The 25912-nt window shown below is 66.1% G+C and carries 18 protein-coding genes; 10 read left to right on the forward strand and 8 right to left on the reverse strand.

The window, feature by feature from the left end; genetic code table 11:
* Positions 1 to 172: 172 nt before the first annotated feature.
* The gene (locus HDG32_RS15965) at positions 173 to 1132 is read left to right on the forward strand and encodes a nitronate monooxygenase family protein (protein ID WP_184051266.1); all 960 of its coding nucleotides are present in this window, start codon (positions 173 to 175) and stop codon (positions 1130 to 1132) included.
* Positions 1133 to 1170: 38 nt separating this feature from the next.
* Here HDG32_RS15965 and icmF read toward each other — a convergent pair whose 3' ends face one another.
* From icmF to HDG32_RS15985, 4 genes are all read right to left on the reverse strand, one after another.
* On the reverse strand, positions 1171 to 4551 hold the full coding sequence (gene icmF, locus HDG32_RS15970; RefSeq protein WP_184068714.1) for a fused isobutyryl-CoA mutase/GTPase IcmF: 3381 nt from the start codon (positions 4549 to 4551) through the stop codon (positions 1171 to 1173).
* Positions 4552 to 4669: 118 nt separating this feature from the next.
* A complete protein-coding gene (locus HDG32_RS15975; RefSeq protein WP_184068717.1) occupies positions 4670 to 5602 on the reverse strand; it encodes a LysR family transcriptional regulator in 933 nt (310 codons plus the stop codon).
* A gap of 151 nt (positions 5603 to 5753) precedes the next feature.
* The gene (locus HDG32_RS15980; RefSeq protein ID WP_184068722.1) at positions 5754 to 6839 is read right to left on the reverse strand and encodes a porin; all 1086 of its coding nucleotides are present in this window, start codon (positions 6837 to 6839) and stop codon (positions 5754 to 5756) included.
* A gap of 504 nt (positions 6840 to 7343) precedes the next feature.
* On the reverse strand, positions 7344 to 7880 hold the full coding sequence (locus HDG32_RS15985) for a hypothetical protein (protein WP_311539934.1): 537 nt from the start codon (positions 7878 to 7880) through the stop codon (positions 7344 to 7346).
* Between the two features lie 555 nt (positions 7881 to 8435).
* Between HDG32_RS15985 and HDG32_RS15990 the strand changes: the two genes are divergently transcribed.
* The 8 genes from HDG32_RS15990 (at position 8436) to HDG32_RS16025 (ending at position 18770) form a co-directional block, all read left to right on the forward strand.
* Complete coding sequence (locus HDG32_RS15990) at positions 8436 to 9461, forward strand: bile acid:sodium symporter family protein (RefSeq protein ID WP_184068725.1); 1026 nt, start codon at positions 8436 to 8438, stop codon at positions 9459 to 9461.
* A 370-nt stretch (positions 9462 to 9831) separates the two neighbouring features.
* Positions 9832 to 10818 carry a LacI family DNA-binding transcriptional regulator gene (locus HDG32_RS15995; RefSeq protein ID WP_184051256.1) on the forward strand — a complete coding sequence of 329 codons (987 nt, stop codon included), beginning with the start codon at positions 9832 to 9834 and terminating at the stop codon, positions 10816 to 10818.
* Positions 10815 to 12116, forward strand: a complete 1302-nt coding sequence (locus HDG32_RS16000; RefSeq protein WP_184068728.1) for an AGE family epimerase/isomerase — start codon at positions 10815 to 10817, stop codon at positions 12114 to 12116. The genes HDG32_RS15995 and HDG32_RS16000 overlap by 4 nt, the downstream gene beginning before the upstream one ends.
* Entirely contained in the window at positions 12113 to 13021 is a 909-nt protein-coding gene (locus HDG32_RS16005; RefSeq protein WP_184068731.1) for a carbohydrate kinase, read from the forward strand. The genes HDG32_RS16000 and HDG32_RS16005 overlap by 4 nt, the downstream gene beginning before the upstream one ends.
* A 153-nt stretch (positions 13022 to 13174) precedes the next feature.
* The gene (locus HDG32_RS16010) at positions 13175 to 13405 is read left to right on the forward strand and encodes a hypothetical protein (RefSeq protein WP_018419210.1); all 231 of its coding nucleotides are present in this window, start codon (positions 13175 to 13177) and stop codon (positions 13403 to 13405) included.
* A 76-nt stretch (positions 13406 to 13481) separates the two neighbouring features.
* Positions 13482 to 13727 (forward strand): hypothetical protein, encoded by a 246-nt coding sequence (locus HDG32_RS16015; RefSeq protein ID WP_184068734.1) that lies wholly within the window; start codon positions 13482 to 13484, stop codon positions 13725 to 13727.
* A 235-nt stretch (positions 13728 to 13962) separates the two neighbouring features.
* A complete protein-coding gene (locus tag HDG32_RS16020; RefSeq protein ID WP_184068737.1) occupies positions 13963 to 14940 on the forward strand; it encodes an ion channel in 978 nt (325 codons plus the stop codon).
* Between the two features lie 242 nt (positions 14941 to 15182).
* On the forward strand, positions 15183 to 18770 hold the full coding sequence (locus HDG32_RS16025) for an indolepyruvate ferredoxin oxidoreductase family protein (RefSeq protein ID WP_184068740.1): 3588 nt from the start codon (positions 15183 to 15185) through the stop codon (positions 18768 to 18770).
* Positions 18771 to 18787: 17 nt separating this feature from the next.
* Here the strand turns inward: HDG32_RS16025 and HDG32_RS16030 are convergent, their stop codons facing one another.
* Together HDG32_RS16030 and HDG32_RS16035 are read right to left on the reverse strand one after the other, a co-directional pair.
* Entirely contained in the window at positions 18788 to 19504 is a 717-nt protein-coding gene (locus HDG32_RS16030) for a copper homeostasis protein CutC (protein WP_184068743.1), read from the reverse strand.
* 35 nt (positions 19505 to 19539) lie between these two features.
* Positions 19540 to 20826 (reverse strand): EAL domain-containing protein, encoded by a 1287-nt coding sequence (locus HDG32_RS16035; protein WP_184068746.1) that lies wholly within the window; start codon positions 20824 to 20826, stop codon positions 19540 to 19542.
* A 313-nt stretch (positions 20827 to 21139) separates the two neighbouring features.
* On the opposite strand from HDG32_RS16035, the gene HDG32_RS16040 reads away from it, so the two are divergent.
* Positions 21140 to 22795, forward strand: a complete 1656-nt coding sequence (locus HDG32_RS16040; RefSeq protein WP_184068749.1) for a Na+/H+ antiporter — start codon at positions 21140 to 21142, stop codon at positions 22793 to 22795.
* A 62-nt stretch (positions 22796 to 22857) separates the two neighbouring features.
* Here HDG32_RS16040 and HDG32_RS16045 read toward each other — a convergent pair whose 3' ends face one another.
* Both HDG32_RS16045 and HDG32_RS16050 read right to left on the reverse strand, forming a co-directional pair.
* On the reverse strand, positions 22858 to 24165 hold the full coding sequence (locus HDG32_RS16045) for a solute carrier family 23 protein (protein ID WP_184068751.1): 1308 nt from the start codon (positions 24163 to 24165) through the stop codon (positions 22858 to 22860).
* Between the two features lie 149 nt (positions 24166 to 24314).
* Positions 24315 to 25847, reverse strand: a complete 1533-nt coding sequence (locus tag HDG32_RS16050; protein ID WP_184068754.1) for a sensor domain-containing diguanylate cyclase — start codon at positions 25845 to 25847, stop codon at positions 24315 to 24317.
* Between the last annotated feature and the right edge of the window lie 65 nt (positions 25848 to 25912).

Below are 25912 nucleotides of genomic sequence, written 5' to 3' on the forward strand. Positions count from 1 at the left end.
TCGCCTATAATCGAACGATCGTTCTTAAAAATTTTCCACCACTTCGGCATGTCGGTTTCGTTCGATTGCCGCACGCATTCGCCGGTCAACACGTCGCAAGCCGTGTGCCGCTAAACTCATCTATTCGCCGGCCGCACGTCGCACCGGTTGGCCCCATCTGGAGACTCGCACCATGGCATTGCCCGCCGTTCTGCAAAACCTCGCGCTACCCGTCGTCGCTTCGCCGATGTTCATCGTCAGCTATCCCGAACTCGTGCTGGCGCAGTGCAAGGCCGGTATCGTCGGCTCGTTCCCTGCCCTCAACGCGCGCCCGGCCGAGCTGCTCGACGAATGGCTGACGCAGATCCAGGCGCAACTCGCCGGGCACAAGGCCGCGAACCCGGATGCGGTGATCGGCCCGATCGCGGTCAATCAGATCGTTCATCAGTCGAATGCGCGGCTCGAGCACGATGTGCGCGTCTGCGTCGAGCACAAGGTGCCGATCTTCATCACCAGCCTGCGCGCGCCGGCACGCGAGATCGTCGATGCGGTGCATAGCTACGGCGGCATCGTGCTGCACGACGTGATCAATCTGCGTCATGCGCAGAAAGCGCTGGAAGCCGGCGTCGACGGGCTGATTCTGGTCGCATCGGGCGCGGGCGGCCACGCGGGCACCACCTCGCCGTTCGCGCTGGTCGGCGAGGTGCGGCGCATTTTCGACGGCCCGATCGTGTTGTCGGGCTCGATCGCGAACGGCGGCTCGATTCTCGCCGCGCAGGCGATGGGCGCGGACCTCGCGTACATGGGCACACGCTTCATCGCCACCAAAGAAGCGCACGCGGTCGACAGCTACAAGCAGGCGATCATCAACGCGAAGGCGTCGGACATCATCTACACGAACCTGTTCACCGGCGTGCACGGCAACTACATCCGCGAGAGCATTGCGAACGCGGGGCTCGATCCCGACGCGCTGCCCGAATCGGACAAGACCAAGATGAACTTCGGCGGCGACAAGGCGAAGGCGTGGAAGGACATCTGGGGCGCGGGCCAGGGCGTCGGCCTGATGGACGACGTGCCGGACGTCGCCGAGCTCGTGCGGCGCCTGAAAAAGGAATACAACGACGCGAAGGCGCGGCTCGGCATCGCGCGCTGAGGTGAAGAACGGGGCGGGCCGGGCCGGCCGCTCGCGGCCTACATATTCCGCCGATACTGCCCGCCCACCTCGAACAGCGCGTGGGTGATCTGCCCGAGCGAACACACGCGCACCACGTCCATCAGCACCGCGAACACGTTGCCGTCGTCGATCACCGCGCGCTTCAGGCGTTCGAGCGCCTCGGGCGCGGCGTCGCGGTGGCGCGCCTGGAAGTCGCGCAACCGCCGCAGCTGACTCTGCTTCTCCGCGTCGGTGGAACGCGCGAGCACCAGCGGCCGCGGCGCTTCATGCGGATGCGCGCTCAGGAACGTATTGACGCCAACGATCGGATACGAGCCGTCATGCTTGCGATGCTCGTATAGCATCGACTCGTCCTGAATCCGCCCGCGCTGATAGCCGGTTTCCATCGCGCCGAGCACGCCGCCGCGCTCGGTGAGCCGCTCGAACTCGGCGAGCACAGCCTCCTCGACCAGATCGGTCAATTCGTCGATCACGAAACTGCCCTGATTCGGATTCTGGTTCTTCGCGAGCCCCCATTCGCGATTGATGATCAGCTGGATCGCGACCGCGCGGCGCACCGATTCCTCGGTCGGCGTCGTGATCGCTTCGTCGAACGCATTGGTGTGCAGCGAGTTGCAGTTGTCGTAGATCGCGATCAGCGCCTGCAGCGTCGTGCGGATGTCGTTGAAATCGATCTCCTGCGCGTGCAGGCTGCGGCCCGACGTCTGCACGTGATACTTGAGCTTCTGACTACGCTCGTTCGCGCCATAGCGCTCGCGCATCGCGACCGCCCAGATGCGTCGCGCGACGCGGCCGAGCACCGTGTACTCCGGGTCCATGCCGTTCGAGAAGAAGAACGACAGATTCGGCGCGAAGTCGTCGATCGACATGCCGCGTGCGAGATACGCCTCGACGTAGGTGAAGCCGTTCGCGAGCGTGTACGCGAGCTGCGAGATGGGGTTCGCGCCGGCCTCGGCGATGTGATAGCCGGAAATCGACACCGAATAGAAATTGCGCACGCCGTGCTCGACGAAATACGCCTGAATGTCACCCATCACCTTCAGGCTGAATTCGGTCGAGAAGATGCAGGTGTTCTGCCCCTGGTCTTCTTTCAGGATGTCGGCCTGCACGGTGCCGCGCACGTTTTCGAGCGCGGCGCGGCGCGTTGCGGCGAGTTCGGCTTCGGTCAACGGGCGGCCTTGCTGTTGCTCGCCCAGCGCGATCCGCTGGTCGATCGCGACGTTGAAGAACATCGCGAGGATCGTCGGCGCGGGGCCGTTGATCGTCATCGAGACCGATGTATCCGGCGAGCACAGATCGAAGCCGTCATACAGCGTCTTCATGTCGTCGAGCGTCGCGACCGACACACCCGAATTGCCGACCTTGCCGTAGATGTCCGGGCGCTCGTGCGGCTCCTCACCGTACAGCGTCACCGAGTCGAACGCGGTGGATAGCCGTTTGGCCGGCATGCCTTCCGATAGCAGCTTGAAGCGACGATTCGTGCGCTGCGGATCGCCCTCGCCCGCGAACATGCGCGTCGGGTCCTCGTTCTCGCGACGAAACGGAAACACGCCAGCGGTGAATGGGAAATGGCCGGGCAGATTGTCGAGCATCAGCCAGCGCAGGATCTCGCCGTGATCGACGAATTTCGGCAGCGACACTTTGCGGATTTCGGAGCCGGACAGCGTCGTGACCGTCAGCGCGGTGCGGATTTCGCGCTCGCGGATGCGCACTACATGTTCGTCGCCCGCATAGGCGGCCACTGTTTGCGGCCACGCGTCGAGCAGCTTGCGTTCGCGCTCGCCGAGCGCGGCGCCGCGTTGGTCGATCAGCGCATCGAGCGACGAGGCGTCGCTGCCCGCCTCGCCGAGCATGCGGCGCGTCTCGACGATCTGCCAGCGTTCCCGCGCGATTTGCGCCTGCGCGTCGGCCCGCTCGCGATAGCCGCGCACCGTCTGCGCGATATCGGCCAGATAGCGTACGCGCGCGGGCGGCACGATCGCGTGCAGGTTGCTCGAAAAGCGCAGGCCTTCGGTCGCGCCGAGCCGTGCGCCGCCCTCGCGCAGGCCGTGCGTGCGCAGCGCATTAGCGATGCGCCGGTACAGCGCGGTCACGCCGTCGTCGTTGAAGCGCGACGCGATCGTGCCGAACACCGGCATCGCGTCGGGCGATGTCGCGAAGTCCCCGCGATTGCGCTGCACCTGCTTCGCGACGTCGCGCAGCGCATCCTGCGCACCCTTGCGATCGAACTTGTTGATCGCGACGAAGCTCGCGAAGTCGAGCATGTCGATCTTCTCGAGCTGGCTCGCGGCGCCGAACTCCGGCGTCATCACGTACAGCGATTCGTCGACGAACGGCACGATCGCCGCATCGCCCTGACCGATCCCTGACGTCTCGACGACGATCAGATCGAAGCCCGCCACCTTGCACAGCATCAGCGCGGCGGGTAGCGAATCGGAGAGTTCGGTCGATGCCTCGCGCGTCGCCATCGAGCGCATATAGATGCGGGCGCCGCCGCCCCAATCGCCGATCGCATTCATGCGGATGCGGTCGCCGAGCAGCGCGCCGCCGGATTTTCGGCGCGACGGATCGATCGCGAGCACGGCGATGTTCAGCGTGTCGCCGTAGTCGAGCCGGAAGCGGCGGATCAGCTCGTCGGTCAGCGACGACTTGCCCGCGCCGCCGGTGCCGGTGATGCCGAGCACCGGGATGCGTGGCGCTTGGGCGAGCGTCGTCAGCTGGTCGCGCGCGGCGGCGTCGACGCTGTTCGTTTCGAACGCGCTGATCAGTTGCGCGAGGCGGCGGAAGATCGGCGCGGCGGGATCGGCGGGGCGCGAGCCAGCAGCAGTGCCAGCGTGCGAAGCATGGGCCTCACCGCAACGCGGCAACGGCCGCGCGGCCAGCTCGGCGAGCCATTCGCGCACCGGCGTCGGCCGCGCCGCGTCGGCCGCGCGCGCCCCTTCGACGCAGCGCGCGATCATGTCGTCGATCATGCCTTGCAGACCGAGCCGCTGACCGTCGTGCGGCGAGTAGATTTTTTCGACGCCGTCGCGTTCGAGCGCGGCAATTTCCTCGGGGACGATCACGCCGCCGCCGCCGCCGAACACCTTGATGCGCTCGCCGCCGCTTGCACGCAGCAAATCCACCAGGTAGCGGAAGTATTCATTGTGGCCGCCCTGATAGCTCGACACGGCGACGCCGTCGGCGTCCTCGTTGAGCGCGGCGGTCGCGACTTCGGCGACGGAGCGGTTGTGGCCGAGGTGGATCACCTCGACGCCGCTTGCCTGCAGGATGCGCCGCATGATGTTGATCGACGCGTCGTGACCGTCGAACAGCGCGGCGGCGGTGACGAAGCGCAAGCGCCGGCCCACGGGCAGCTCGTGGCTGCCGGCACGCTGCGGCGTGGACAGATCGGTCATGTCTCCCCCAGATCATTTAACTGATGGGTGTTCACAATCAGTATATAGAAACGGGGTAACACGTCGCCGGGGCGCGGGGCGGGCGATTGGCGACGTATGCTCGGTGCTTCGCGAATCGCTATCGCACCGCCAACGCCTTGATCTCGTCGAGCGACGGCCACAGCGATTCGTTTCCGAACCGCGCCGCCAGGAAATCGACGAACGAGCGCACCTTGGCCGATAGATGCCGTCGGCTCGTGTAGACGACGTGGATCGGCAGCTCCCGCGGCGGTACCTGGTCGACGAGCAGCGGCACGAGCCGCCCTTCGGCGAGATCGCTGCCGATCACCTCGGTGCCGAGCATCGCGATGCCCGCGCCATGCAGCACGACCACGCGCTGGGCCTCGAGCTGATTGACGATCAGGTTGCCCGACAGGCGCACACGCGAGCCCGCGTCGCCGGTCGCGACTTCGAGCGCCGATACGCCCGCGTACTGCAGATAGTTGTGGCGCGCGAGATCGTCGACGCTCTTCGGCGTGCCATGCTTGCGCAGATAGGCGGGCGATGCGCACAGCACCAGATGCGCGGTCGCGATCTGCCGCGCGATCAGCGACGACGACTTGAGGCCGCCCGGCGACGCGCGGATCGCGACATCGAAGCCCTCGTCGATCAGCTCGACGACGCGGTCGGACAGCGTCATATCGACGGTGACCTGCGGATACTGCGCGGCGTAGTCCGCGACCGCGGCCATCACGTGATTCAGGCCGAACGCCGACAGCGACGACACCCGCAGCCGCCCGTGCGGCACGACGCTTGCCGCGCCGACCGCCTGGCCGGCTTCGTCGAGCTCGGTGAGCGCCTGACTCAGCCGCTCGTAGTACTCGCGGCCTGCCTCGGTCGGCGCGACGCGACGCGTGGTGCGGTTCAGGAGCCGCGCGCCGAGCTGCTGCTCCAGATGCATCACATGCTTGCTCGCCATCGCCGCCGACATCTCCATCTTCTCCGCCGCGCCGACGAAACTGCCGGCTTCGACCACGTGGCGAAACACTTTCATGCTGACGAGGGTGTCCATCTCAGTCGCTCGCTTCAGGAATCAATCGACGCCATTTTGCCGGGTTTATCAAAAGGACGGCAGCAAACGCTCGTATTCGGCGGCACCCGAAAACGACAAAGCCCGCGTTCCGGGCGGAACGCGGGCTTTGCGGTGACACCGCGGGCCGAGATTAGAACTTCGCGCGCAACCCCGCGCCATATGTATTGCCGCTCGACTGACCGGTGATGTGGTCATACAGGTACGCGGCATAGACATCGGTGCGCTTGGATAGCGGATAGTCGTAGCCGACCGCCGCCGTCTGGCGCGTCTGGTTCGAACCGCCGCCGTTACGCGAGTACGCATACGACGCCATCACCGTGCCGGGCCCGAACGGCACCGTGACGCCGCCCTGTCCCGTGTTGACGTGCCAGCTCGTGACCTGCTGGTCGTTGTACGTGTACATGTACTGGCCGTACAGCTTGACGAACTTCAGGTCGTACGACACGCCCGCCTGCGCGACGCTCTGGCTGCGTAGACCCGGCACGCCCGACGTTTCGAAGCTGCCGAGGTCGCCCGGCACGTTGTTGAAGTTCACGTACTGGTACACCGCGGTCGCCGCGAACGGCCCGTGGAAGTACAGCACCTGGCCGCTCCACTTCTTCGCGCCGTTCTGGGTCGTGTTGCCGAGCGCGTACATCGCCGTCGCCGACAGACCGCTGAAGTTCGGCGTCGCATACGACACCGCGTTGTTCCAGCCGGAGTCGCCGGTCACGCCCTGGTCGGTCGTGTAGGTCGGGAAGGTGCCGAGGCCGAGGTACGTGTGATAGACCATCGGCGAGAACACGTACGAATCGACGAACGGGTTGAACAGGATCGTCGACACGAACAGCGGCGTCGTCAGGCGGCCGGCGGTCACCGTGCCGTACGGCGATTCGATGCCGACGTACGCGTTGCGCGAGAACGTCGTGTCGCCGGTGAAGCGGCCGTACTCCCCGGTTTGCGCGCGGAAGAAGCCTTCGATAGTGAAGATCGCCTTGTAGCCGTTGCCCAGATCCTCGGTCCCCTTGAAGCCCCAGTACGACGTCGACATGCCACCGCCCGACACGACCACCGCGGTCTGGCCGCCCGGAAACTTCTGCGAGCCGACCCATTCGTCGACCTGGCCGTAGAGCTGCACGCTCGATTGCGCGAGCGCCGACGACGCGCTCGCCAGCGCGGCGACGCATGCGGTGGCCTTGAGAGTAGTCTTCAGCGCGCTGCTGAGGCTTGTGTTCATGGGTTCTCCAATCTTTGTCAAAAGGGTGTGGCTGTGCGAAAGGGGGCGCTCGCGCGAAACGTCGTTGTTATCCGTTCGATCGTCGAGTCAATCTGGGCGGGTCCCATCTTTGCGGACCATTTTTATAAACAAAAATATCGCTGCTTATTGCGGGTATATCGGTCTGATTAGTTTGGTCGGTTATCGGCTTGATACGACGCTTCAGAGCGGACTGGCGCCGACTCCTGGACGCAATGCGGCATGCGGCGAACGGCGCGCCACGGCGTGCGTGAACGCCTTAAATGACGGGCCGATGACGCGACGCGGCAGAATGCCAGGATTTGACGCTGACCGGTACTTCGATGCCGGGTGTTTTCAAAAAAGTGTGGCGTCGAAACGTCAGATTCGGGGCTACAGCGCAGAGGAAGGCGCGCGAAGCCGCGCGAGGGATCGCGGGAAGGATCTGGCAGACGGGTTTCGGGACTGCGGTGGGGGCGGTGCGGTGGTTTGCGAAGTCGCGCTCAGCTAATTCCGGTACGGTGAACCGCCCGGCTGACGCGGATCGTCGGCTGGGCGTTGCAGCGGGCGCGCTGCGCCACGCTCTTCGTTGTAGCGGGCGACGTCGGCGCGGATCGAGCCGTTGCGCATCGGCATATTGGACGGGGGATGCGGCACCGGACGCGACTCCGCGCTGACCGGCGTGATCGCGCCCGCATAGCCGGACGGATCGCCGACACGGCGCATGCCGGACTTGTAGCTGCCGAAGCCATAACCGAAATTGGCGTCCGCGATATTCGGGTTGCCGCGCTGTGCGCGTGCGTCACGAGAAGCCATCGCATTGCGCGAGCCGCGCGGAGCAGGTGCGCCGCCCGCACCGGCATAACGGCCGTCGCCACGCATCTCCATGCGCGGCGCGCGCCCGGCAGTGTCGCGCGAATAAGCGCCGCCCGCGGCGGCACCGCCGCCATGCGGCCCACCCGGCTCCCTCGCATAGGCGAACGAGCACAGCACGGCGATGACCGCGCCCCACGCCCAGTGCCTCGTTCTCGACAACCCGTCCACCTGTGACTCTCACGCCCGAAGACTTGCCTGAAATCCACCGTTCGAGCTGCGATGGACCTGTTGCGGGAGGAGAAAAGCGCCGCGTTCCTGTCGCGGCGCAGGGCATCCCTGCGGCCTTTGAACGAGTAATTTATGGTCGGGGGCAGAGGGTGTCGAGCCAAAAAGTGTTAGGTCTCGTCGGTGGATGTAACACCCTGTTACTGCGGCGTTTTTTCGCGCCGGAGCCCTCGTGCGCACGCGCCTCGGCGGCTTGCCGGCCGGCGTTTTCGCCGGGTCCGCGCGGGCGCCGTTTGTTGCAAATAAACGCCGCTTGCAACGTCAATGGTTAAACGGTTTGTCGCGAGAAAGCGCCTCGTCAATACTGAAACCTGGCGCGTCGCACGAATGGGCTCGGCCTGATTGGGGAGTCAATGCGCAAACTTCATTAATCGATTCGGCAAATGAATTTGCGTTTTCAATCGGCTTTCGACAACAATAGCCGCTTTCCATTGGCATGGACCACGCCTGACAGACCCGTCCCATGCTTACACCGCGTCATTGAATCGAGATTGCGACATGGCCCGCCCGAAATTCCTGCCCGATAACTTCACCCTGTGCCTCGTCGGCACCGTGATCCTCGCCAGCTTCCTGCCCGTTCATGGACAGGCCGCCGTGGGGTTCAACTGGGTGACGAACATCGCGGTCGGCCTGCTGTTCTTCCTGCACGGCGCCAAGCTGTCACGCGAGGCGATCATTGCGGGCGCGACGCACTGGCGCCTTCACCTCGTGGTGCTGCTGAGCACGTTCGCGCTGTTTCCGCTGCTCGGCCTCGCGCTTAAACCGGTCCTTTCGCCGCTGGTCACGCCGTCGCTCTACGCCGGCGTCCTCTTCCTCTGCACGCTGCCGTCGACGGTCCAGTCGTCGATCGCGTTCACGTCCATTGCCAAGGGCAACGTGCCGGCCGCGGTATGCAGCGCGTCCGCCTCGAGCCTGCTCGGCATCTTCGTCACTCCAGCACTCGTCAGCGTCATCGTGACGAGTCAGGCCGCGAGCGGCGGTGCGTCGCCGTGGCATACGATCGGCAACATCGTGCTGCAACTGCTCGTGCCGTTCGTTGCCGGCCAGCTGCTGCGCCCGCTGATCGGCAAGTGGATCGAGAAGAATCGCGGCGTGCTGAAGTTCGTCGACCAGGGCTCGATCCTGCTCGTCGTCTACGGCGCGTTCAGCGAGGCCGTCACCGAAGGCCTGTGGCACACGATTCCGCTGTCGGCGCTCGGCGGCCTCGTCGTGGTGAGCGCCGTGCTGCTCGCGCTCGCGCTGGCCGTGACGATCTTCGCGAGCAAGCGGCTCGGCTTCAGCCGCGCGGACCAGATCACGATCATCTTCTGCGGCTCGAAGAAGAGCCTCGCCGCCGGCGTGCCGATGGCCAAGGTGATCTTCGCGTCGCATGCGGTCGGCGCCGTGGTGCTGCCGCTGATGCTGTTCCACCAGATCCAGCTGATGGTCTGCGCCGCGCTCGCGCAACGCTGGGGCGCCCGCGACCTCAGCGGCGAGAGCAATGCCGCGGCGCGGCGACCCGCCGCCGCCGTCGCGCGCCGTTGAAAACACACGCAATGCAAACAGGACATTCATAAGCGCCCTCCCTGAGCGTCGTTTTGATCGTGTGAAGCAAGCCGCCTTCGGGCGGCTTTTCTTTTGGCTCTTCACTGGCCTTTGTCGTTATTTCACGCGCAAACGCTCTCGCTGTCGCCTCGGCCGGATGGCATAGGACGATTCTCGAACCGTCTCGAAAACGGCGGCCAGCCTACTGTTTAGGCATTTTTACTAAACAACTTAATTTCCAACAAGTCCATAAAATACGGGTATTTACTGGTGTCATGCTGGCGTTTTGCGGGCAGCTTTAGCTGCGTTTTACTATACAATCGCCCGACCTGATCCCGTGCTGCCTCGCCTCGCGCGGCAGCTTCATTCGATGGCCACAACCATCCGCGACGTCGCCCGCGCCGCCAGCGTTTCGATCGGCACCGTGTCGCGCGCGCTCAAAAATCAGCCGGGCCTTTCCGAGGCCACGCGCGAACGCGTCGTCGAAGCGGCGCGCCAGCTCGGCTACGACTCGGCGCAGCTGCGTCCGCGCATCCGCCGGCTAACTTTCCTGCTGCATCGTCAGCACAACAACTTCGCCGCGAGCCCGTTCTTCTCGCACGTGCTACACGGTGTCGAAGACGCGTGCCGCGAGCGCGGCATCGTGCCGTCGGTGCTGACCGCCGGGCCGACCGAGGACGTGATTCACCAGATGCGCCTGCACGCGCCCGACGCCGTCGCGATCGCCGGCTTCGTCGAGCCCGAAACGCTCGCCACGCTGGTCGCGATGCAACGCCCGCTGGTGCTGATCGATCTATGGTCGCCGGGCTTGCGCTCGGTCAATCTCGACAACGCCGGCGGCGCCACGCTCGCAATGCGCCATCTGTTCGCGCAGCAGCGCAAGCGCGTCGCGTTCATCGGCGGCTCGCTCGCGCACTTCAGCATCGCCGAGCGCGCGCTCGGCTACCGGCGCGCGTTCTTCGAAGCGGGGCTGCTGTTCGATCCGTCGCTCGAAGTGAACATCGACGCCGGGCTCGATCCCGACACCGGCGCCGCGCGCGCGATGCAGCGCCTGCTCGACGCGCCGGGCCCGCGCCCCGACGCCGTATTCGCGTTCAACGACGCCGCCGCGCTCGCCGCGCTGCGCGTGTGCCTCGCGCGCGGGCTCAGCGTGCCCGACGACATCGCGATCATCGGTTTCGACGACATCCCCGCCGCCGCCCACGCTACCCCGCCGCTATCGACGATCGCGGTCGACAAGGAAGCGCTCGGCCGACGCGGCGTCGAATTGCTGCTCGAAGACTCGCCCGCCGAACTCGAAGTCCGCTTGCCTGTTCAACTCGTTGCCCGTGCCAGTACTTTGGTGAAAACGCCATGACGCTAACCGATCCGCTTCAACTTTCCACCGACGCGGCGAAGGCGCCGCCGGTCGCCAGCTTCCGCAAGCGCGAGTTCCTGCTCGCGCACATCGAAGACACGCTGCGCTTCTACGCGCCGAACGTGCTCGACCCGAGCGGCGGCTTCTACCACTTCTTGCGCGACGACGGTTCGATCTACAACCGCACCACGCGCCACCTGGTCAGCAGTTGCCGCTACGTGTTCAACTACGCGATGGCGTACCGGCAGTTCGGCGACCCGAAGCACCTCGAATACACGCGCCACGGCCTGCGCTTTCTGCGCGACGCGCACTGGGACTCGCAGCACGAGGGCTACGACTGGGAAATCGAATGGCGCGACGGCAAACAGCGCACGCTCGACGCGACGCGCCACTGCTACGGCCTCGCGTTCGTGCTGCTCGCGTACTCGCACGCGGCGATGGCCGGCATCGAGGAAGCGAAGCCGATGATCGGCGCGACCTTCGAGCTGATGGAGCACCGCTTCTGGGACGCCGCCGCCGGCCTCTATGCCGACGACGCGTCGGCCGACTGGCGCGTCAGCACGTATCGCGGGCAGAACGCGAACATGCATACCACCGAGGCGCTGCTCGCCGCGCACGAAGCGACCGGTCATCTGGTGTATCTCGATCGCGCCGAGCGCGTCGCGTCGAATATCACGCTGCGCCAGGCGAAGCTGTCGCAAGGGCTCGTGTGGGAGCACTTTCACGCGGACTGGTCGGTCGACTGGCACTACAACGAAGAGGACAGCTCGAACATCTTCCGTCCGTGGGGCTTCCAGCCCGGTCATCAGACCGAATGGGCGAAGCTGCTGCTGATTCTCGAACGCTTCCGTCCGCTGCCGTGGCTGCTGCCGCGCGCGATCGAACTGTTCGACGCGGCGATGACGCACGCGTGGGACGAAGATCACGGCGGCCTCTACTACGGCTTCGGCCCCGACGGCACCGTGTGCGATCACGACAAGTACTTCTGGGTGCAGGCCGAAACGTTCGCGAGCGCCGCGCTGCTCGGCAAGCGCACCGGCAACGAGCGCTTCTGGGACTGGTACGACGAGATCTGGCGCTATAGCTGGACGCACTTCGTGGACCACAAGTACGGCGCGTGGTATCGCATCCTCACCTGCGACAACCGCAAGTACAGCGACGAAAAGAGCCCGGCCGGCAAGACCGACTATCACACGATGGGCGCGTGCTACGAAGTGCTTGCCCATGCGCTCGGCGAAAACGCTGCGGCTGAATCAGCCGCTCCCGCCGCAGCGGCTTCCGCGGAGAAAGCACAATGAGCGCGACGACCAACCTCCCCGTTTTCGTATCCGCCGGCGACATCCTGACCGATCTCGTGCGCACCGGCGCATCGCACTGGCTGTCGCGTCCGGGCGGCGCGGGCTGGAACGCCGCGCGCTGCGTCGCGCGCCTCGGCCTGCCGACCGCGTGCGCGGGCTCGCTCGGCGTCGATAACTTTTCCGACGAGCTGTGGGACGCGAGCGTCGCGGCCGGCCTCGACATGCGCTTCCTGCAGCGCGTCGAGCGTCCGCCGCTGCTCGCGATCGTGCATCAGACGCATCCGCCCGCGTACTTCTTCATGGGCGAGAACGGCGCCGACCTCGCGTTCGATCCGGCGAAGCTGCCCGCCGGTTGGATGAACGCGGTGAAGTGGGCGCACTTCGGCTGCATCAGCCTCGTGCGTCAGCCGCTCGGCGACACACTGGCGAAGCTCGCCGCCCAGTTGCGTTCGCACGGCGTGAAGATCAGCTTCGATCCGAACTATCGCAACCTGATGGAGCACGGCTACGAGCCGACGCTGCGCAAGATGGCCGCGCTCGCGGATCTGATCAAGGTATCGGACGAAGACCTGCGCATGATCTTCAAGACCAGCGACGAAGCCGCCGCGCTCGCGCAATTGCGCGCGATGAATCCCGCCGCCAGCGTGCTCGTCACGCGCGGCCCCGAAGCGGCGATGCTGCTCGACGGCGCCGCGGTGATCGAGGCGAAGCCGCCGCGCGTCGAAGTGGTCGATACGGTCGGCGCGGGCGATGCGTCGATCGGCGGTCTGCTGTTCAGCCTGATGAGCGCGCCGCAACGCGGGTGGCCCGAGCATCTCGCGTTCGCGCTCGCGGCCGGCGCGGCGGCTTGCGGGCACGCCGGTGCGCACGCGCCGACGCTCGACGAGGTGGTCGCGCTGCTATAAAACGCGGCGCTGTAATTCTGCTGCCCTGGGGCGCGCGTAGCGTAACGGATGTCGAGCACGTCGCGCGGCGCGAAGCTGCCCCGGGCGGGAACCGATCCCGCCACGCCGTGCTAGGATGAAAACATCGAAACCTTTGCGAAAAGGAGCGAGGCCATGGAGGACGTCACCTACACCAAAGGGCTCTACACGGCCACCGCGTCGATAAGAGAAGTCGCACATGACGCTTGGCAAGGTGTCGTCACCCTCGCGCGCGACGAAGGCGAACCGAGCGCCGATCAGGAAACCACGCTCTACGAAGTCGACTCGACGTCGTCGACGCCGGGAGAAGCGCTCGAAGAAGCCAAAGCGCTCGCACATCGTATCCTCGGGGAAATCGAACTGTAGGCCGAACCAGGGGCTGCGCGCCGCGCGTCCTCGCGCATCGGCGCGCCGCTGCCGGATCGGCCGGCTGGAGGCGATCATGGCTGAACAGCTGTTCCAATACGGCGTGTATTCGATCCACGTTCGTCCGATTGAACTCAGTGGCGCGCGCTGGGACGCGGAATACGAAATCCGTCATCGCGAGAAGGCCGTCAAGGCGTGGACCACGGTCGGCGGCGACGCGGGTTATGCCGAGCAGGCCGAAGCGGTGGAAAGTGCGCATCGGCAGGCGGTCGACGATATCGAGCATGGCGCGGGAATTCCGAAGCCGCGCGTGTTTCCGTGACGGCGGGTGGGTGGGTGTGGCGCGCGGCTGCGCCCGACCCGCTCGCCGCGCGTGATGCGACCTGACCCAGCCTGAATTCCGGGACGCGCCCGGAAGCATTTCAACGACGGCATCGCGCAACCTCGCACCCTGGCGATACCTCGCGCCGCACCGCCTTCGCACCGCGCGGAAACTCGCGCAGCGCGCACAACGCGCCATGCTACGCTGTGCACGTCTTCATCCCCACGAGCGCGTGATGGCAAGCGAACCGTCAGACCGTTTTTCCACGCTCGGCGACACCGACACCGACGCAAGCGCACCGAGGCGCCGCGCGCGCGGCAGTCGCGAAATGCGTCTCGACGATCGCGTGGTGATCGCGCACGGCATGCCGACACCGCTGTGGCAAGACCTGTATCACCGCGCGCTCGGCGTGCGCTGGCCGGGGTTCTTCGTGTCGCTCGCGCTGCTGTTCCTGCTGCTCAACACCGTGTTCGCCATGCTCTACATGCTCGGCGACGCTCCGATCGCGAATCAGTTTCCGAAGGGCTTCGCCGGCGCGTTCTTCTTTAGCGTCGAAACCCTCGCGACGGTCGGCTACGGCGACATGCATCCGCAAACCGTCTACGCGCACTGGATCGCGACGCTCGAAATCTTCATCGGCATGTCGAGCATCGCGTTGGCGACCGGGCTGATCTTCGCGCGCTTTTCGCGGCCGCACGCGAAGATCATGTTCGCGCGCTACGCGGTGATCCGGCCGATCGACGGCCGCATGACGTTGATGGTGCGTTCGGCCAACGCGCGTCAGAACGTGATCGCCGAGGCACGCGCGCGGCTGCGCATCATGCGTCTGGAGACCTCGATCGAAGGCTTTACGCTGCGCAAGCTCTACGACCTCGCGCTGGTGCGCGACCAGCACCCGGTCTTCAAGCTCGGCTGGACGCTGATGCACATCATCGACGAAGCGAGTCCGCTGTTCGGCGAAAACGCCGAATCGTTGAAAGGCCGCGACGTGTCGCTGCTGCTCACGCTCGAAGGCATCGACGAATCGACGTCGCAAACCATGCAGGCGCGCCACATGTGGACTTGCGACCAGATCGTCTGGCAGTACCGGTTCGTCGACATCATGAGTGAGCGCGACGGCGTGAGCCACATCGACTACGCGCACTTCGACGAAATCGTGCCGCTCGATGCGGCACCGCTCCAACCGGACATCGCGGCGAACACGGCGCAATAGCAATAGCCATCGTCCCATTCGCCGCCTCACGACACCCAGGGCATACCCGAAGCGCGCCGCCGCGTGGCAAATCCGGCTCAAAAGCGGGCCGAAACGCGCGACTCGTCGCGCCCATTCGCGCACGCCCGATTAAAGAAGAAATAATTCACTCTCACGAGCGCTAAAAAATAGAGTCTCTTTCGCTGCGCGGCATCCGTGACCCCACCGCCCGCGCGCGAAGCCAGAACATTGGAGACTCCCCCATGACCGCTCGCCTGCCCATCGACGGCACGCCCGCACTCGCCGACTACAAGCTTTCCGACAATCTCACCGCGACGCGCGGCCGGATCTTTCTGACCGGCACGCAGGCGCTCGTGCGCCTCGCGCTGATGCAGCGAGCGCTCGACACGACCCGCAACCTGAACACGGCCGGTTTCATCAGCGGCTATCGCGGCTCGCCGCTCGGCATGGTCGATCAGCAGTTGTGGAAGGCGAAAAAACTGCTCGCCGCGAGCGACATCCGCTTTCTGCCCGCGATCAACGAAGAACTCGGCGGCACTGCCGTGCTCGGCACGCAGCGCGTCGAAGCCGATCCCGAGCGCACCGTGGAGGGCGTATTCGCGATGTGGTACGGCAAAGGCCCGGGCGTCGACCGCGCGGGCGATGCCTTGAAGCACGGCAACGCGTACGGCTCGTCGCCGCACGGCGGCGTGCTGGTGGTCGCGGGCGACGATCACGGCTGCGTGTCGTCGTCGATGCCGCATCAGAGCGACTTCGCGTTGATCGGCTGGCATATGCCGGTCGTGAATCCGTCGAACATCGCGGACATGCTCGAATTCGGCCTGTATGGCTGGGCGTTGTCGCGCTTCTCCGGTGCGTGGGTCGGCTACAAGGCCATTTCGGAGACCGTCGAATCGGGCTCGACCGTCGATCTCGACGCGCTGCAAACCGAATGGACACCGCCACCGGAATTCGAAGCACCAGCCGGCGGTCTGCACAACCGCTGGCCCGATCTGCCGAGTCTGACGATCGAAGCGCGTCTGCACGCGAAGCTCGACGCGGTGCGCCAGTTTGCGCGCATGAACAGCATCGACAAATGGATCGCGCCGAGCCCGCACGCCAATGTCGGCATCGTCACCTGCGGCAAGGCGCATCTCGATCTGATGGAAGCGCTGCGCCGGCTCGATCTGACGGTCGCCGATCTCGACGCGGCCGGCGTGCGCATCTACAAGGTCGGGCTGTCGTTTCCGCTGGAGATGACGCGCATCGACGCGTTCGTGTCGGGTCTGTCCGAATTGCTCGTGATCGAAGAGAAAGGCCCGGTCATCGAGCAACAGATCAAGGACTATCTGTACAACCGCACACAAGGCACACGGCCGGTCGTGATCGGCAAGCACGCCGAAGATGGCACGTTGCTGCTGTCGTCGCTCGGCGAATTGCGGCCGTCGCGCATTCTCCCGGTGTTCGCGAACTGGCTCGCGAAGCACAAGCCGGCGCTCGATCGCCGTGAACGCGTCGTCGATCTGGTCGCGCCGCAGATCCTGTCGAACGCGGCGGACAGCGTGAAGCGCACGCCGTACTTCTGCTCCGGCTGCCCGCACAACACGTCGACGAAAGTGCCGGACGGCTCGATCGCGCAGGCGGGCATCGGCTGTCATTTCATGGCGTCGTGGATGGAGCGCGACACGACCGGGCTGATTCAGATGGGCGGCGAAGGCGTCGACTGGGCCGCGCATTCGATGTTCACGAAAACCCGCCACGTATTCCAGAATCTCGGCGACGGCACCTACTTTCATTCGGGCATTCTCGCGATCCGCCAGGCGGTCGCCGCGAACGCGACGATCACCTACAAGATCCTCTATAACGACGCGGTCGCGATGACGGGCGGCCAGCCAGTCGACGGCAGCATCTCGGTGCCGCAGATCGCGCGGCAGGTCGAAGCCGAGGGCGTGTCGCGCTTCGTCGTGGTCAGCGACGAGCCGGAGAAATACGACGGCCATCACGGCCAGTTTCCGCAGGGCACGACGTTTCACCATCGCAGCGAGATGGACGCGGTGCAGCGCCAGTTGCGCGACATCGACGGCGTGACCGTGCTGATCTACGACCAGACCTGCGCGGCCGAAAAACGCCGGCGCCGCAAGAAGGGCGAATTCCCCGACCCGAACAAACGGCTCTTCATCAACGAGGAAGTCTGCGAAGGCTGCGGCGACTGCGGCGTGCAGTCGAACTGCTTGTCGGTGGAACCGGTGGAAACCGCGCTCGGTCGCAAGCGCCGCATCGATCAGTCGTCGTGCAACAAGGACTACTCGTGCGTGAACGGCTTTTGCCCGAGCTTCGTCACCATCGAAGGCGGTACGCTGAAAAAAGCCGCGGGCGACGCGTTCGATCCGCAGGCGCTCGCCACGCACGTCGACGCGTTGCCGATTCCCGCGACGCAACTCGATGCCGCGCCGTACGACATCCTCATCACGGGTGTCGGCGGTACCGGCGTCGTGACGGTCGGCGCCTTGATCAGCATGGCCGCGCACCTCGAAGGCAAGAGCGCGTCGGTGCTCGACTTCATGGGCTTCGCGCAGAAGGGCGGCGCGGTGCTGTCGTTCGTGCGCTTTGCCGCCCGCGACGAATGGCTGAACCAGGTCCGCATCGACACGCAGCAGGCCGACGTGCTGCTCGCCTGTGACATGGTGGTCGGCGCGAGTGCCGAGGCACTGCAGACGGTGCGACATGGCCGCACGCGCATCGTCGTCAACACGCATGCGATTCCGAACGCGAGCTTCGTGCAGAACCCGGATGCGACGCTGCATGCCGACGCCCTGATCGACAAGATGCGTCACGCGGCCGGGGAAGAGCGTATGTCGACGTGCGACGCGCAAGCGCTCGCAACGCGTTTTCTCGGCGATACGATCGGCGCGAACATTCTGATGCTCGGTTTCGCGTGGCAGCTCGGTCTCGTGCCGGTGTCGTTCGCCGCGATGATGCGCGCGATCGAACTGAACAACGTCGCCGTGCAGATGAACCAGCTCGCGTTCTCGATCGGGCGCATGGCCGCGGCTGATCCCGCCGCGCTCGAATCGCTGTGGCAGTCGCGTCATGCACCGAAGCCGAGCGTGCGGGTCGATACGCTCGACGAGCTGATCGCCCATCGCGAAGCACGGCTGCTCGCGTATGGCGGCGCGGCTTATGTGAAGCGGTATCGCTCGCTCGTCGATGCGGCACGGCGCGCGGAAACCGCCGTCGATGCGGCGAGCGAGCGCGTGACGCGCGCGGTCGCGACCACGTTCTACCGGCTGCTCGCGGTGAAGGATGAATACGAAGTTGCGCGTCTGCATACCGATGCCGCGTTCCGCGATGCGCTCGAAGCGCAGTTCGAGGGCGTCGCCGGCAAGGACTTCACGATCCGCTTCAACCTCGCGCCGCCGACGCTCACGCGCGCGCAACCCGGCGCCGTGCCGACGAAGAAAACCTATGGTCAGTGGATGTGGCCCGTGCTCGGCCTGCTCGCGAAATGGCGCGGTCTGCGTGGCTCTGCGCTCGATCCGTTCGGCCGCACGCTCGAGCGCAAGATGGAGCGCGAGCTCGCGGGCGATTACGAAGCCACGCTGCACCGTGCGCTAGCGAAACTCGACGCGAGCCATCTCGACGACGTCGCGAAACTCGCTGAACTGCATGCGCGCGTGCGCGGGTATGGGCACGTGAAGCTGGCGAATCTGGCTGGGGTCAAGCGTGGTGAGCGTGACCTCGCCGCGCGCCTCGGCATCGATGCGGCGACGGGTGTCGCGGTGAAGAAGTCGCTCGAGGAGATGAAGGGCGCCGGGCAATTGCGCGGCATTCCGGTGGTGGTCGCGAAGTAAGTGGTTCGTTGCGCTGCTCACCGTTGCATTGCGTCGAGCAGCGCCCTCACCTGCATCACCTTCGCCGGATCGACTGGCGCGAGTCCGTTGCCGTTCACGCGCACGCCGGAGCCGAAATGCACGGCCTCGACGTGCGTTTTGCTTACGAACTCCGCGACCGCATCGACCGTCAAGCCGGCACCGGCGAGCACCGTGCAATGCGAGCCGGCAGCCTGCCGCAGCAATTCGCCGATCGTCGCTTGCGCCCGCAGCACCGACGGCTGTCCGCCCGACGTCAGCACATTCGTCACCGCCTCGAAACCGAGCAATACGTCGAGCGCTTCGCGCAGATCGCGCGCCTCGTCGAACGCGCGATGGAACGTGATCGCGAGTCCATCGGCAGCTTCGCACGCGCGCGCGAGACCTTCGCGGTCGATCGCCCGCTGCGCATCGAGCATGCCGATCACGATGCCGTTCGCGCCGGCCGCCTTGACGGCCCGGATGTCGCGCAGCATCACCGCGTAGTCGTCGGCGTCGTAGACGAATGCGCGGCTATGCGGCCGCACGATCACGTTCACGGGTACGCCAGCTGCCCGGACGCCGACCGCTGAAACCACCGCTTCGATCAACCCCACACTCGGCGTCAATCCGCCCTCGCCCATCGCGGTCACGAGTTCGAGACGGTCGGCACCGGCCTGCGCGGCAGCGCGCGCATCGGCGACGGTCGTGGCAATCACTTCGAGCAGCACGGACATGAGCGCAACCTGGTGTCGTTGAAAACGACATCATGTCAGATGCGCGCGTCGCGTTCGTCTTCGACCCAGTCGATATCGCCGCACAGCACGCAGGTCTCGCTGCCGACGCGCGTTGCCACCGACAGCGTCACGCACGGCAACGCCTCGTTGATCGACAGATACGGCCGCGTCACGTGCACCCGCTCCTGCACATTGATCGCGACGCTGAAGTACGGCCGACGCAACCAGTTCGCGCCCTGCGCGTCGGCGAGCGGCAGAAAGCGCGTTTCGTGCGCCGCGCGATCGGCGCGCAGCACGACGTTGCGGCCGGCCTGGCGCCCCTTCGCGTCGAGCAGAAAACAGCGCGCCACGTGATCGAGCGCGAGGAAATTCCAGCACACCTCGTCGAGCGGCTCACCGGCGGCGAGACGCTCCGCGGCGCGCTCGAACGCGCGCAGATACGGCGCGAGCCGACTCGCGCTGCGCCGCTCGCGTGCCTCGGCCTGCTCACGATAACGCTCGGTGACTTCGCCGATGCAAACCGCCGCGTGGATCGGATCGGCTACACCCGGATTCGGCCGGCCAAAGAAAAAGCCCTGCACGAAGTCGGCATTGCAGGCGAGCGCCATCTGCGCTTCGTGCTCGGTTTCGATGCCCTCGATCAGCACGAGCTTGCCCGCTTCATGCAGCATCGCCACGAGCCCCGGCAGGATCGTCGCCATGTCGGCGCGATGCGCGGCATGCGACAGCATGACGCGGTCGAGCTTCACGATGTCGGGATTCAGTTGCCAGATCCGCTCGATGTTCGAATGGCCGGCGCCGAAATCATCGAGCGCGATCAGGAAGCCGCGCTCGCGAAACTCGCGCACCGCGTCGGCGAGTCGATCGAGATCTTCGGCGCTCTGCTCGAGCACTTCGAGCACGACGCGCCGCGGCGACAGATCGAGCCGCCGCAGATTGGCGAGCAATGCGGCCGCGAGATACGGGTCGGTCAGCACGCCCGGGTGCACGTTCAGAAACAACCATTCGCGCTCGGCGCCGAGCACCTTGAAGTTCTCCAGATGCAGCGTCTGCGCCAGCCGGTCGATCTGCAGCGCGTCGCCGAGGCGCGCGGCCTCGCCGAACACATCGAGCGGCGACACCGGGCGATCGAGCGCGTCGTGCGCGCGCAGCAAGCCCTCATAGCCGACCGCGCGCAGGTGCGACAGACTGAAAATCGGCTGGAACACGCTGGTAAGCGTCAGTTCGCCGTGCTGGACCGAATAGCGTTGAAGGCCCGAGCTCACCTCGACCTCGAAGCCGTGCGGCATGCTCGCCGCCCTTTCCTGTTGCGCAATCGTCATGCAATCCTCTCACGCGAGAGCCGGCCGGTCCGAACGCGACCGGCAACGAGCTCTCAAAATGTGCGTCATCGTTACCGGTTAAGCAAGGTCCATGCGCACGCTGGCGCACACTGCGCTGTAACTCGGCCGAAACATTGCACCGGCGACAGCGCTCGTGCGCCGCCCGCGGGCGTCGCACGCACCGTTTCGGTGCACCGATTCGCAGGCCGCGTCGCGGCGAAGCTCGCGGCAACTGCGCGCGCCGCCGGGCTACACTCGACCCTGCGCATCGCGCCCTCTCTCGGGACACCCCCTTCATCCCCCGAAACACACGATGGAAATTGTCTTTACCGTCCTGATCCTGCTACTCGCCGTCGCCGCGTCCGGCATGCTGACCCGCGCGCTGCCGTTCAAGCTGCCGCTGCCGCTCGTGCAGATCGCGATCGGCGCGATGCTCGCGTGGCCGCGCCTCGAATTGCACGTCGCGTTCGATCCGGAAATCTTCATGCTGCTGTTCATTCCGCCGCTGCTGTTCGCGGACGGCTGGCGCATCCCGAAGCGCGAGTTCTTCATGGCGCGCCGCGCGATCCTGATGCTCGCGCTAGGCCTCGTGTTCATGACGGTGCTGGTGGTCGGTCACTTCGTGCACGTGCTGGTGCCGCAGATCTCGCTGCCGGTCGCATTCGCGCTCGCCGCCGTGTTGTCGCCGACCGACGCGGTCGCGCTGTCCGGCATCGCCGGCAAGGGCAAGATTCCGGTGCAACTGATGCATATCCTCGAAGGCGAGGCGCTGATGAACGACGCGTCAGGCCTCGTCGCGCTGAAGTTCGCGATCGCCGCCGCGCTGACCGGCGCGTTCTCGCTGCGTGAAGCGTCGGTGAGCTTCGTGATCATCGCGGTGGGCGGCCTCGCGGTCGGCGCGGCGGTGAGCGCGGTGTTCAGCTTCGTGTCCGCGCGCTTCCTGAATCTCACCGAAGAAGGCGATCCCGCGCCGGGCGTCGTGATGACCCTGCTGATCCCGTTCGCCGCCTATCTGACCGCCGAGCGCTTCGAGTTGTCGGGCGTTCTCGCCGCGGTCTCCGCCGGCATGATGATGAACTACGCGAGCATCACGGAAAAATGGCAGGTCGCCTCGCGCGTGCGGGCCTCGAGCACGTGGACGATGATCGAGTTCGTGTTCAACGGCATGGTGTTCATCATGCTCGGCCTGCAGTTTCCGCACATCCTCGGCCGCGCGCTGCTCGTCGCGCACGAAACCAACGACGCGCAGGTCGCGCTGCTGATCGGCTATATCGTTGCGGTGGCGCTCGCGCTGTACGCGATGCGCTTCGCGTGGGTGTGGCTGCTGCGCTGGTTCGCGAGCCGCGGCGCGACGAAGCACGGCGTCGCGAACGCAGTGCCCGGGTTGCGCATGGTAGCGGTGACGACGGTGGCCGGCGTGCGCGGCGCGGTGACGCTCGCGGGCGTGCTGTCGCTGCCGGAGGTGCTGCCGAACGGCACGCCGCTGCCGGGACGCGATCTCGCGATCTTCATCGCGTCGGGGGTGATCCTGCTGTCGCTGCTGGTGGCGGTGGCCGCGTTGCCGCTGCTGCTGCGAGGCTGGCGGCGCGGCAAGGACCCGCATGCCGCCGAGGAAGCACTCGCGCGTACGCTCGCCGCGCAGTCGGCGATTCGCGCGGTCGATCATCTACACGACACGGAATGCGCGGACCTCGAGGAATCGGCTCAGGCGTACGCGACCGATGTAACCGCGCGGGTGATGGACCTGTACCGCCGCCGCCTCGCGACGCTCGACGACGAACAGGCGCCACGCGAACTCGCGCGCCGCGCCGACGCGCTCGAATTCCGCATGAAGCTCGCGGCGATGCGCGCCGAGCGCAAGACGCTGCTCGACCTGCGCGACACCCAGCGCATCAACGACGAGACGCTGTACAAGCTGATGCGCGAGGTGGATCTGTCGGAGACGGCGCTGACCGCGCGCAAAAGGTAGGAGTTGGCTGCCGCATCGGCATCGGCACCGGCGCTTGAAATGCCAGTGCCGATAAAAGACGCTCAGGCCACCGGCCCTTGCGTCGGCTTTCTTCTCAGCAGCGCGTACAGGATGATCGCGCCGAACGTCGCGGTGCCGATGCCGCCGAGCCCGAAGCTGCCGAGCTTCAGCGAGAAGTCGCCGGCGCCGAGCACGAGCGTGACGGCCGCGACGATCAGATTGCGGTTGTCGGAGAAGTCGACCTTGTTGACGACCCAGATGCGCGCGCCCGTCACCGCGATCAGCCCGAATACGACGATCGACACACCGCCCAGCACCGGTCCCGGAATCGTCTGGATCACCGCGCCGAACTTCGGCGAGAAGCCGAGCACGAGGGCGATCAACGCGGCGATCACGAACACCAGCGTCGAATAGATCTTCGTGACCGCCATCACGCCGATGTTCTCCGCGTACGTGGTCACGCCGGTACCGCCCGCGAAGCCGGACACGATCGTCGCGAGCGCATCGCCGAGAAACGCGCGGCCGATATAGCGGTCGAGGTTCCGGCCCGTCATCGCGCTGACGGCCTTGATGTGGCCGAGGTTTTCGGCGACGAGGATCACCGCGATCGGCGCGAGCAGCGTCATCGCGTGCGGGTCGAACACCGGCGACATGAAGTGCGGCATGCCGAACCACGCGGCGTTCGCGACGATCGAGAAATCGATCGGCTTGCCCATGCCGAGGCCGTTCGTGACGATCGCGTAAATGACGTAGGCGAGCAGCAGGCCGACCAGGATCAGCAGACGCTGGAGCATGCCGCGCGTGAACACCGCGACCGCGCCGACGCACAGCACCGTGACGAGCGCCATCCACGACTCGAAATTGCTGCCGCTCACGCCATGCACGGCGATCGGCGCGAGGTTCAGACCGATCACGCAGACGATCGCGCCGGTCACGACCGGCGGCATCAGCGTTTCGATCCAGCCCGTGCCGACCGCCGCCACGATCAGGCCGATCACCCCGTACGCGACGCCACACGCGATGATGCCGCCCAACGCGACTGCAATATTCGGGTTCGCGCCGTGTCCGCCGTAGCCGGTCACCGCGATCACGAGGCCGATGAACGCAAAGCTCGAACCGAGATAGCTCGGCACGCGCCCGCCGACGAGCACGAAGAACAGCAGCGTGCCGATCCCCGACATGAAGATGGCCAGGTTCGGATCGAAGCCCATCAGCAGCGGCGCAAGCACGGTCGAGCCGAACATCGCGACGACGTGCTGGACGCCCATCGCGAACATCTGCGGCCACCCGAGCCGTTCGTCGATGCCGACGATGCCGCCTTCGGCGGCGGCAGGCTGGCGGCGCCAGCGGGGGAAGTAGGATGCGGCCATCGCGGGGATTCTCCTCTGGGTCGGCGTGGTGTGTGCCGATCACGCGCTGCGGCGTGGGTCCGGCAAAAGTTACGCGCGAGTTTACGGAGAGCAATAAGGGCTGGCAAGCGGGCCGACAAGTGGCTCGGGAAACGAGCCCTGGAAGCGGGTCAATTCGCGCGGCGCGGGTCGGGGTCCGGCGTCACCGCGGCGCCGTCCCGCGAGGAGTGGTCCGTCGGCGCGCCGTACAGCATCACCCGATTGCGGCCGGCATCCTTCGCGCGATACAGCGCTTCGTCGGCGGCGTCGACGAGCGCGCGGCTCGTCGCGAGCGCCGCGCCCTGCGCGGTCGCAACGCCTGCGCTCACCGTCAGCACGTGATGCGTGCTGGCCACATGGCGGCATTGCAGCGCCTGCACCGCCGCGCGGATCTGCTCGGCGATCCGCTGCGCGCCCGTCGCGTCGGTGTCCGGCAGCAGCACCGCGAACTCCTCGCCGCCGAAGCGCGCGGCCGTATCGCCCGGACGTCGCGCGTTCTGCGCGATACAGCGCGCGACGCCGATCAGCGCTTCGTCGCCGGCCGAATGGCCGTAAAGGTCGTTGAAGCCCTTGAAGTTGTCGACATCGATCAGTAGCAGCGACAGCGGCCGGCCGGTGCGCTGCGCGCGTCGCCATTCGTCGTTCGCGTGCTGCTCGAAGGTCCGGCGGTTGTTCAGGCCGGTCAGCCCGTCCGTGCGCGCCAGTTCGCGCAACTCTTCCTCGGCCGCGCGGCGCAGACGCAACTGGCGTGAGAACAGGATCGCGAGCGCGATGATCGTCACGTCGAGCGCGCCGATCAGCATGCCGATGATCCATGCGCGCCGCCGCCACTCGACGTAGATGTCGCGCGTCGAGAGCGCGACGTCGAGGATCAGCGGAAAGCCGTCGATATGGCGGAACGCATACCAGCGCTCGACGCGATCGATCGCCGCCGTGCCGAAGAAGTCGCCGCTCGGCCCCTTGATGAAGCGCGAGAAGTTGGCCGTGCCGGTCAGGTTGATGCCGATCGTTTTCGAATCGTAAGGACGGCGCATCAACATCGTGCCGTCGCTGAGCATCAATGCCATCGAGCCGCTCGGCCCGAGCTTCATGCCGTCGAACAGGCGATGGAAATACGTGAGGCGCAGCGTGCCGACCACCACGCCGCCGAAGCTGCCGTCCGGCCTCGCGATGCGCCGGCTCAGCGCGATGCGCAGGTCGTCGTCGGTGCCGCTCGGGCTGAACGGATGGCTGATGTACAGGCCGACGTCGGGTGAAGCGCGCTGCGCCTTGAAGTAGTCGCGGTCCGCATGGTTACTTGCGCGCGGCGGCCACGCGCGTGAATCGAAGCGCACGTTGCCGTTCTCGTCGAGCACGAATACCGAGCCCATGTCCTTTGCGCTGATCGAGCCGTCGAACAGCACCATCTGGCGGATCTCCGGCGGCAGATCGAGCACGCCCGGCTGCTTCAGTCCGTCGATCGCCGCGCGCAGCGACAGGTCGTAGATCTCGAGATTGCGCGACACGTCGCGCTGGACCAGCAGGGATATGTTGCCGACGGAGTCCTGCGCGCGCCGCAACGCATCTTCGCGCATCTGTGCGAGCAGCGACACGGCGATCGCGAGGATCGCGCCAGCCAGCAAGACACTGATCGCAATCACGTTGTTCGGTCGGCGCGTCACCATGCGTTTTTGGTTCTGACATGCGCTGAACGTCGCGCGTGAAGAAGCGGCCGCGTCTCGGCAATCAC

It is taken from the genome of Paraburkholderia sp. CI2 (assembly GCF_014201055.1).
In the GTDB taxonomy this organism is placed as follows: domain Bacteria; phylum Pseudomonadota; class Gammaproteobacteria; order Burkholderiales; family Burkholderiaceae; genus Paraburkholderia; species Paraburkholderia tuberum.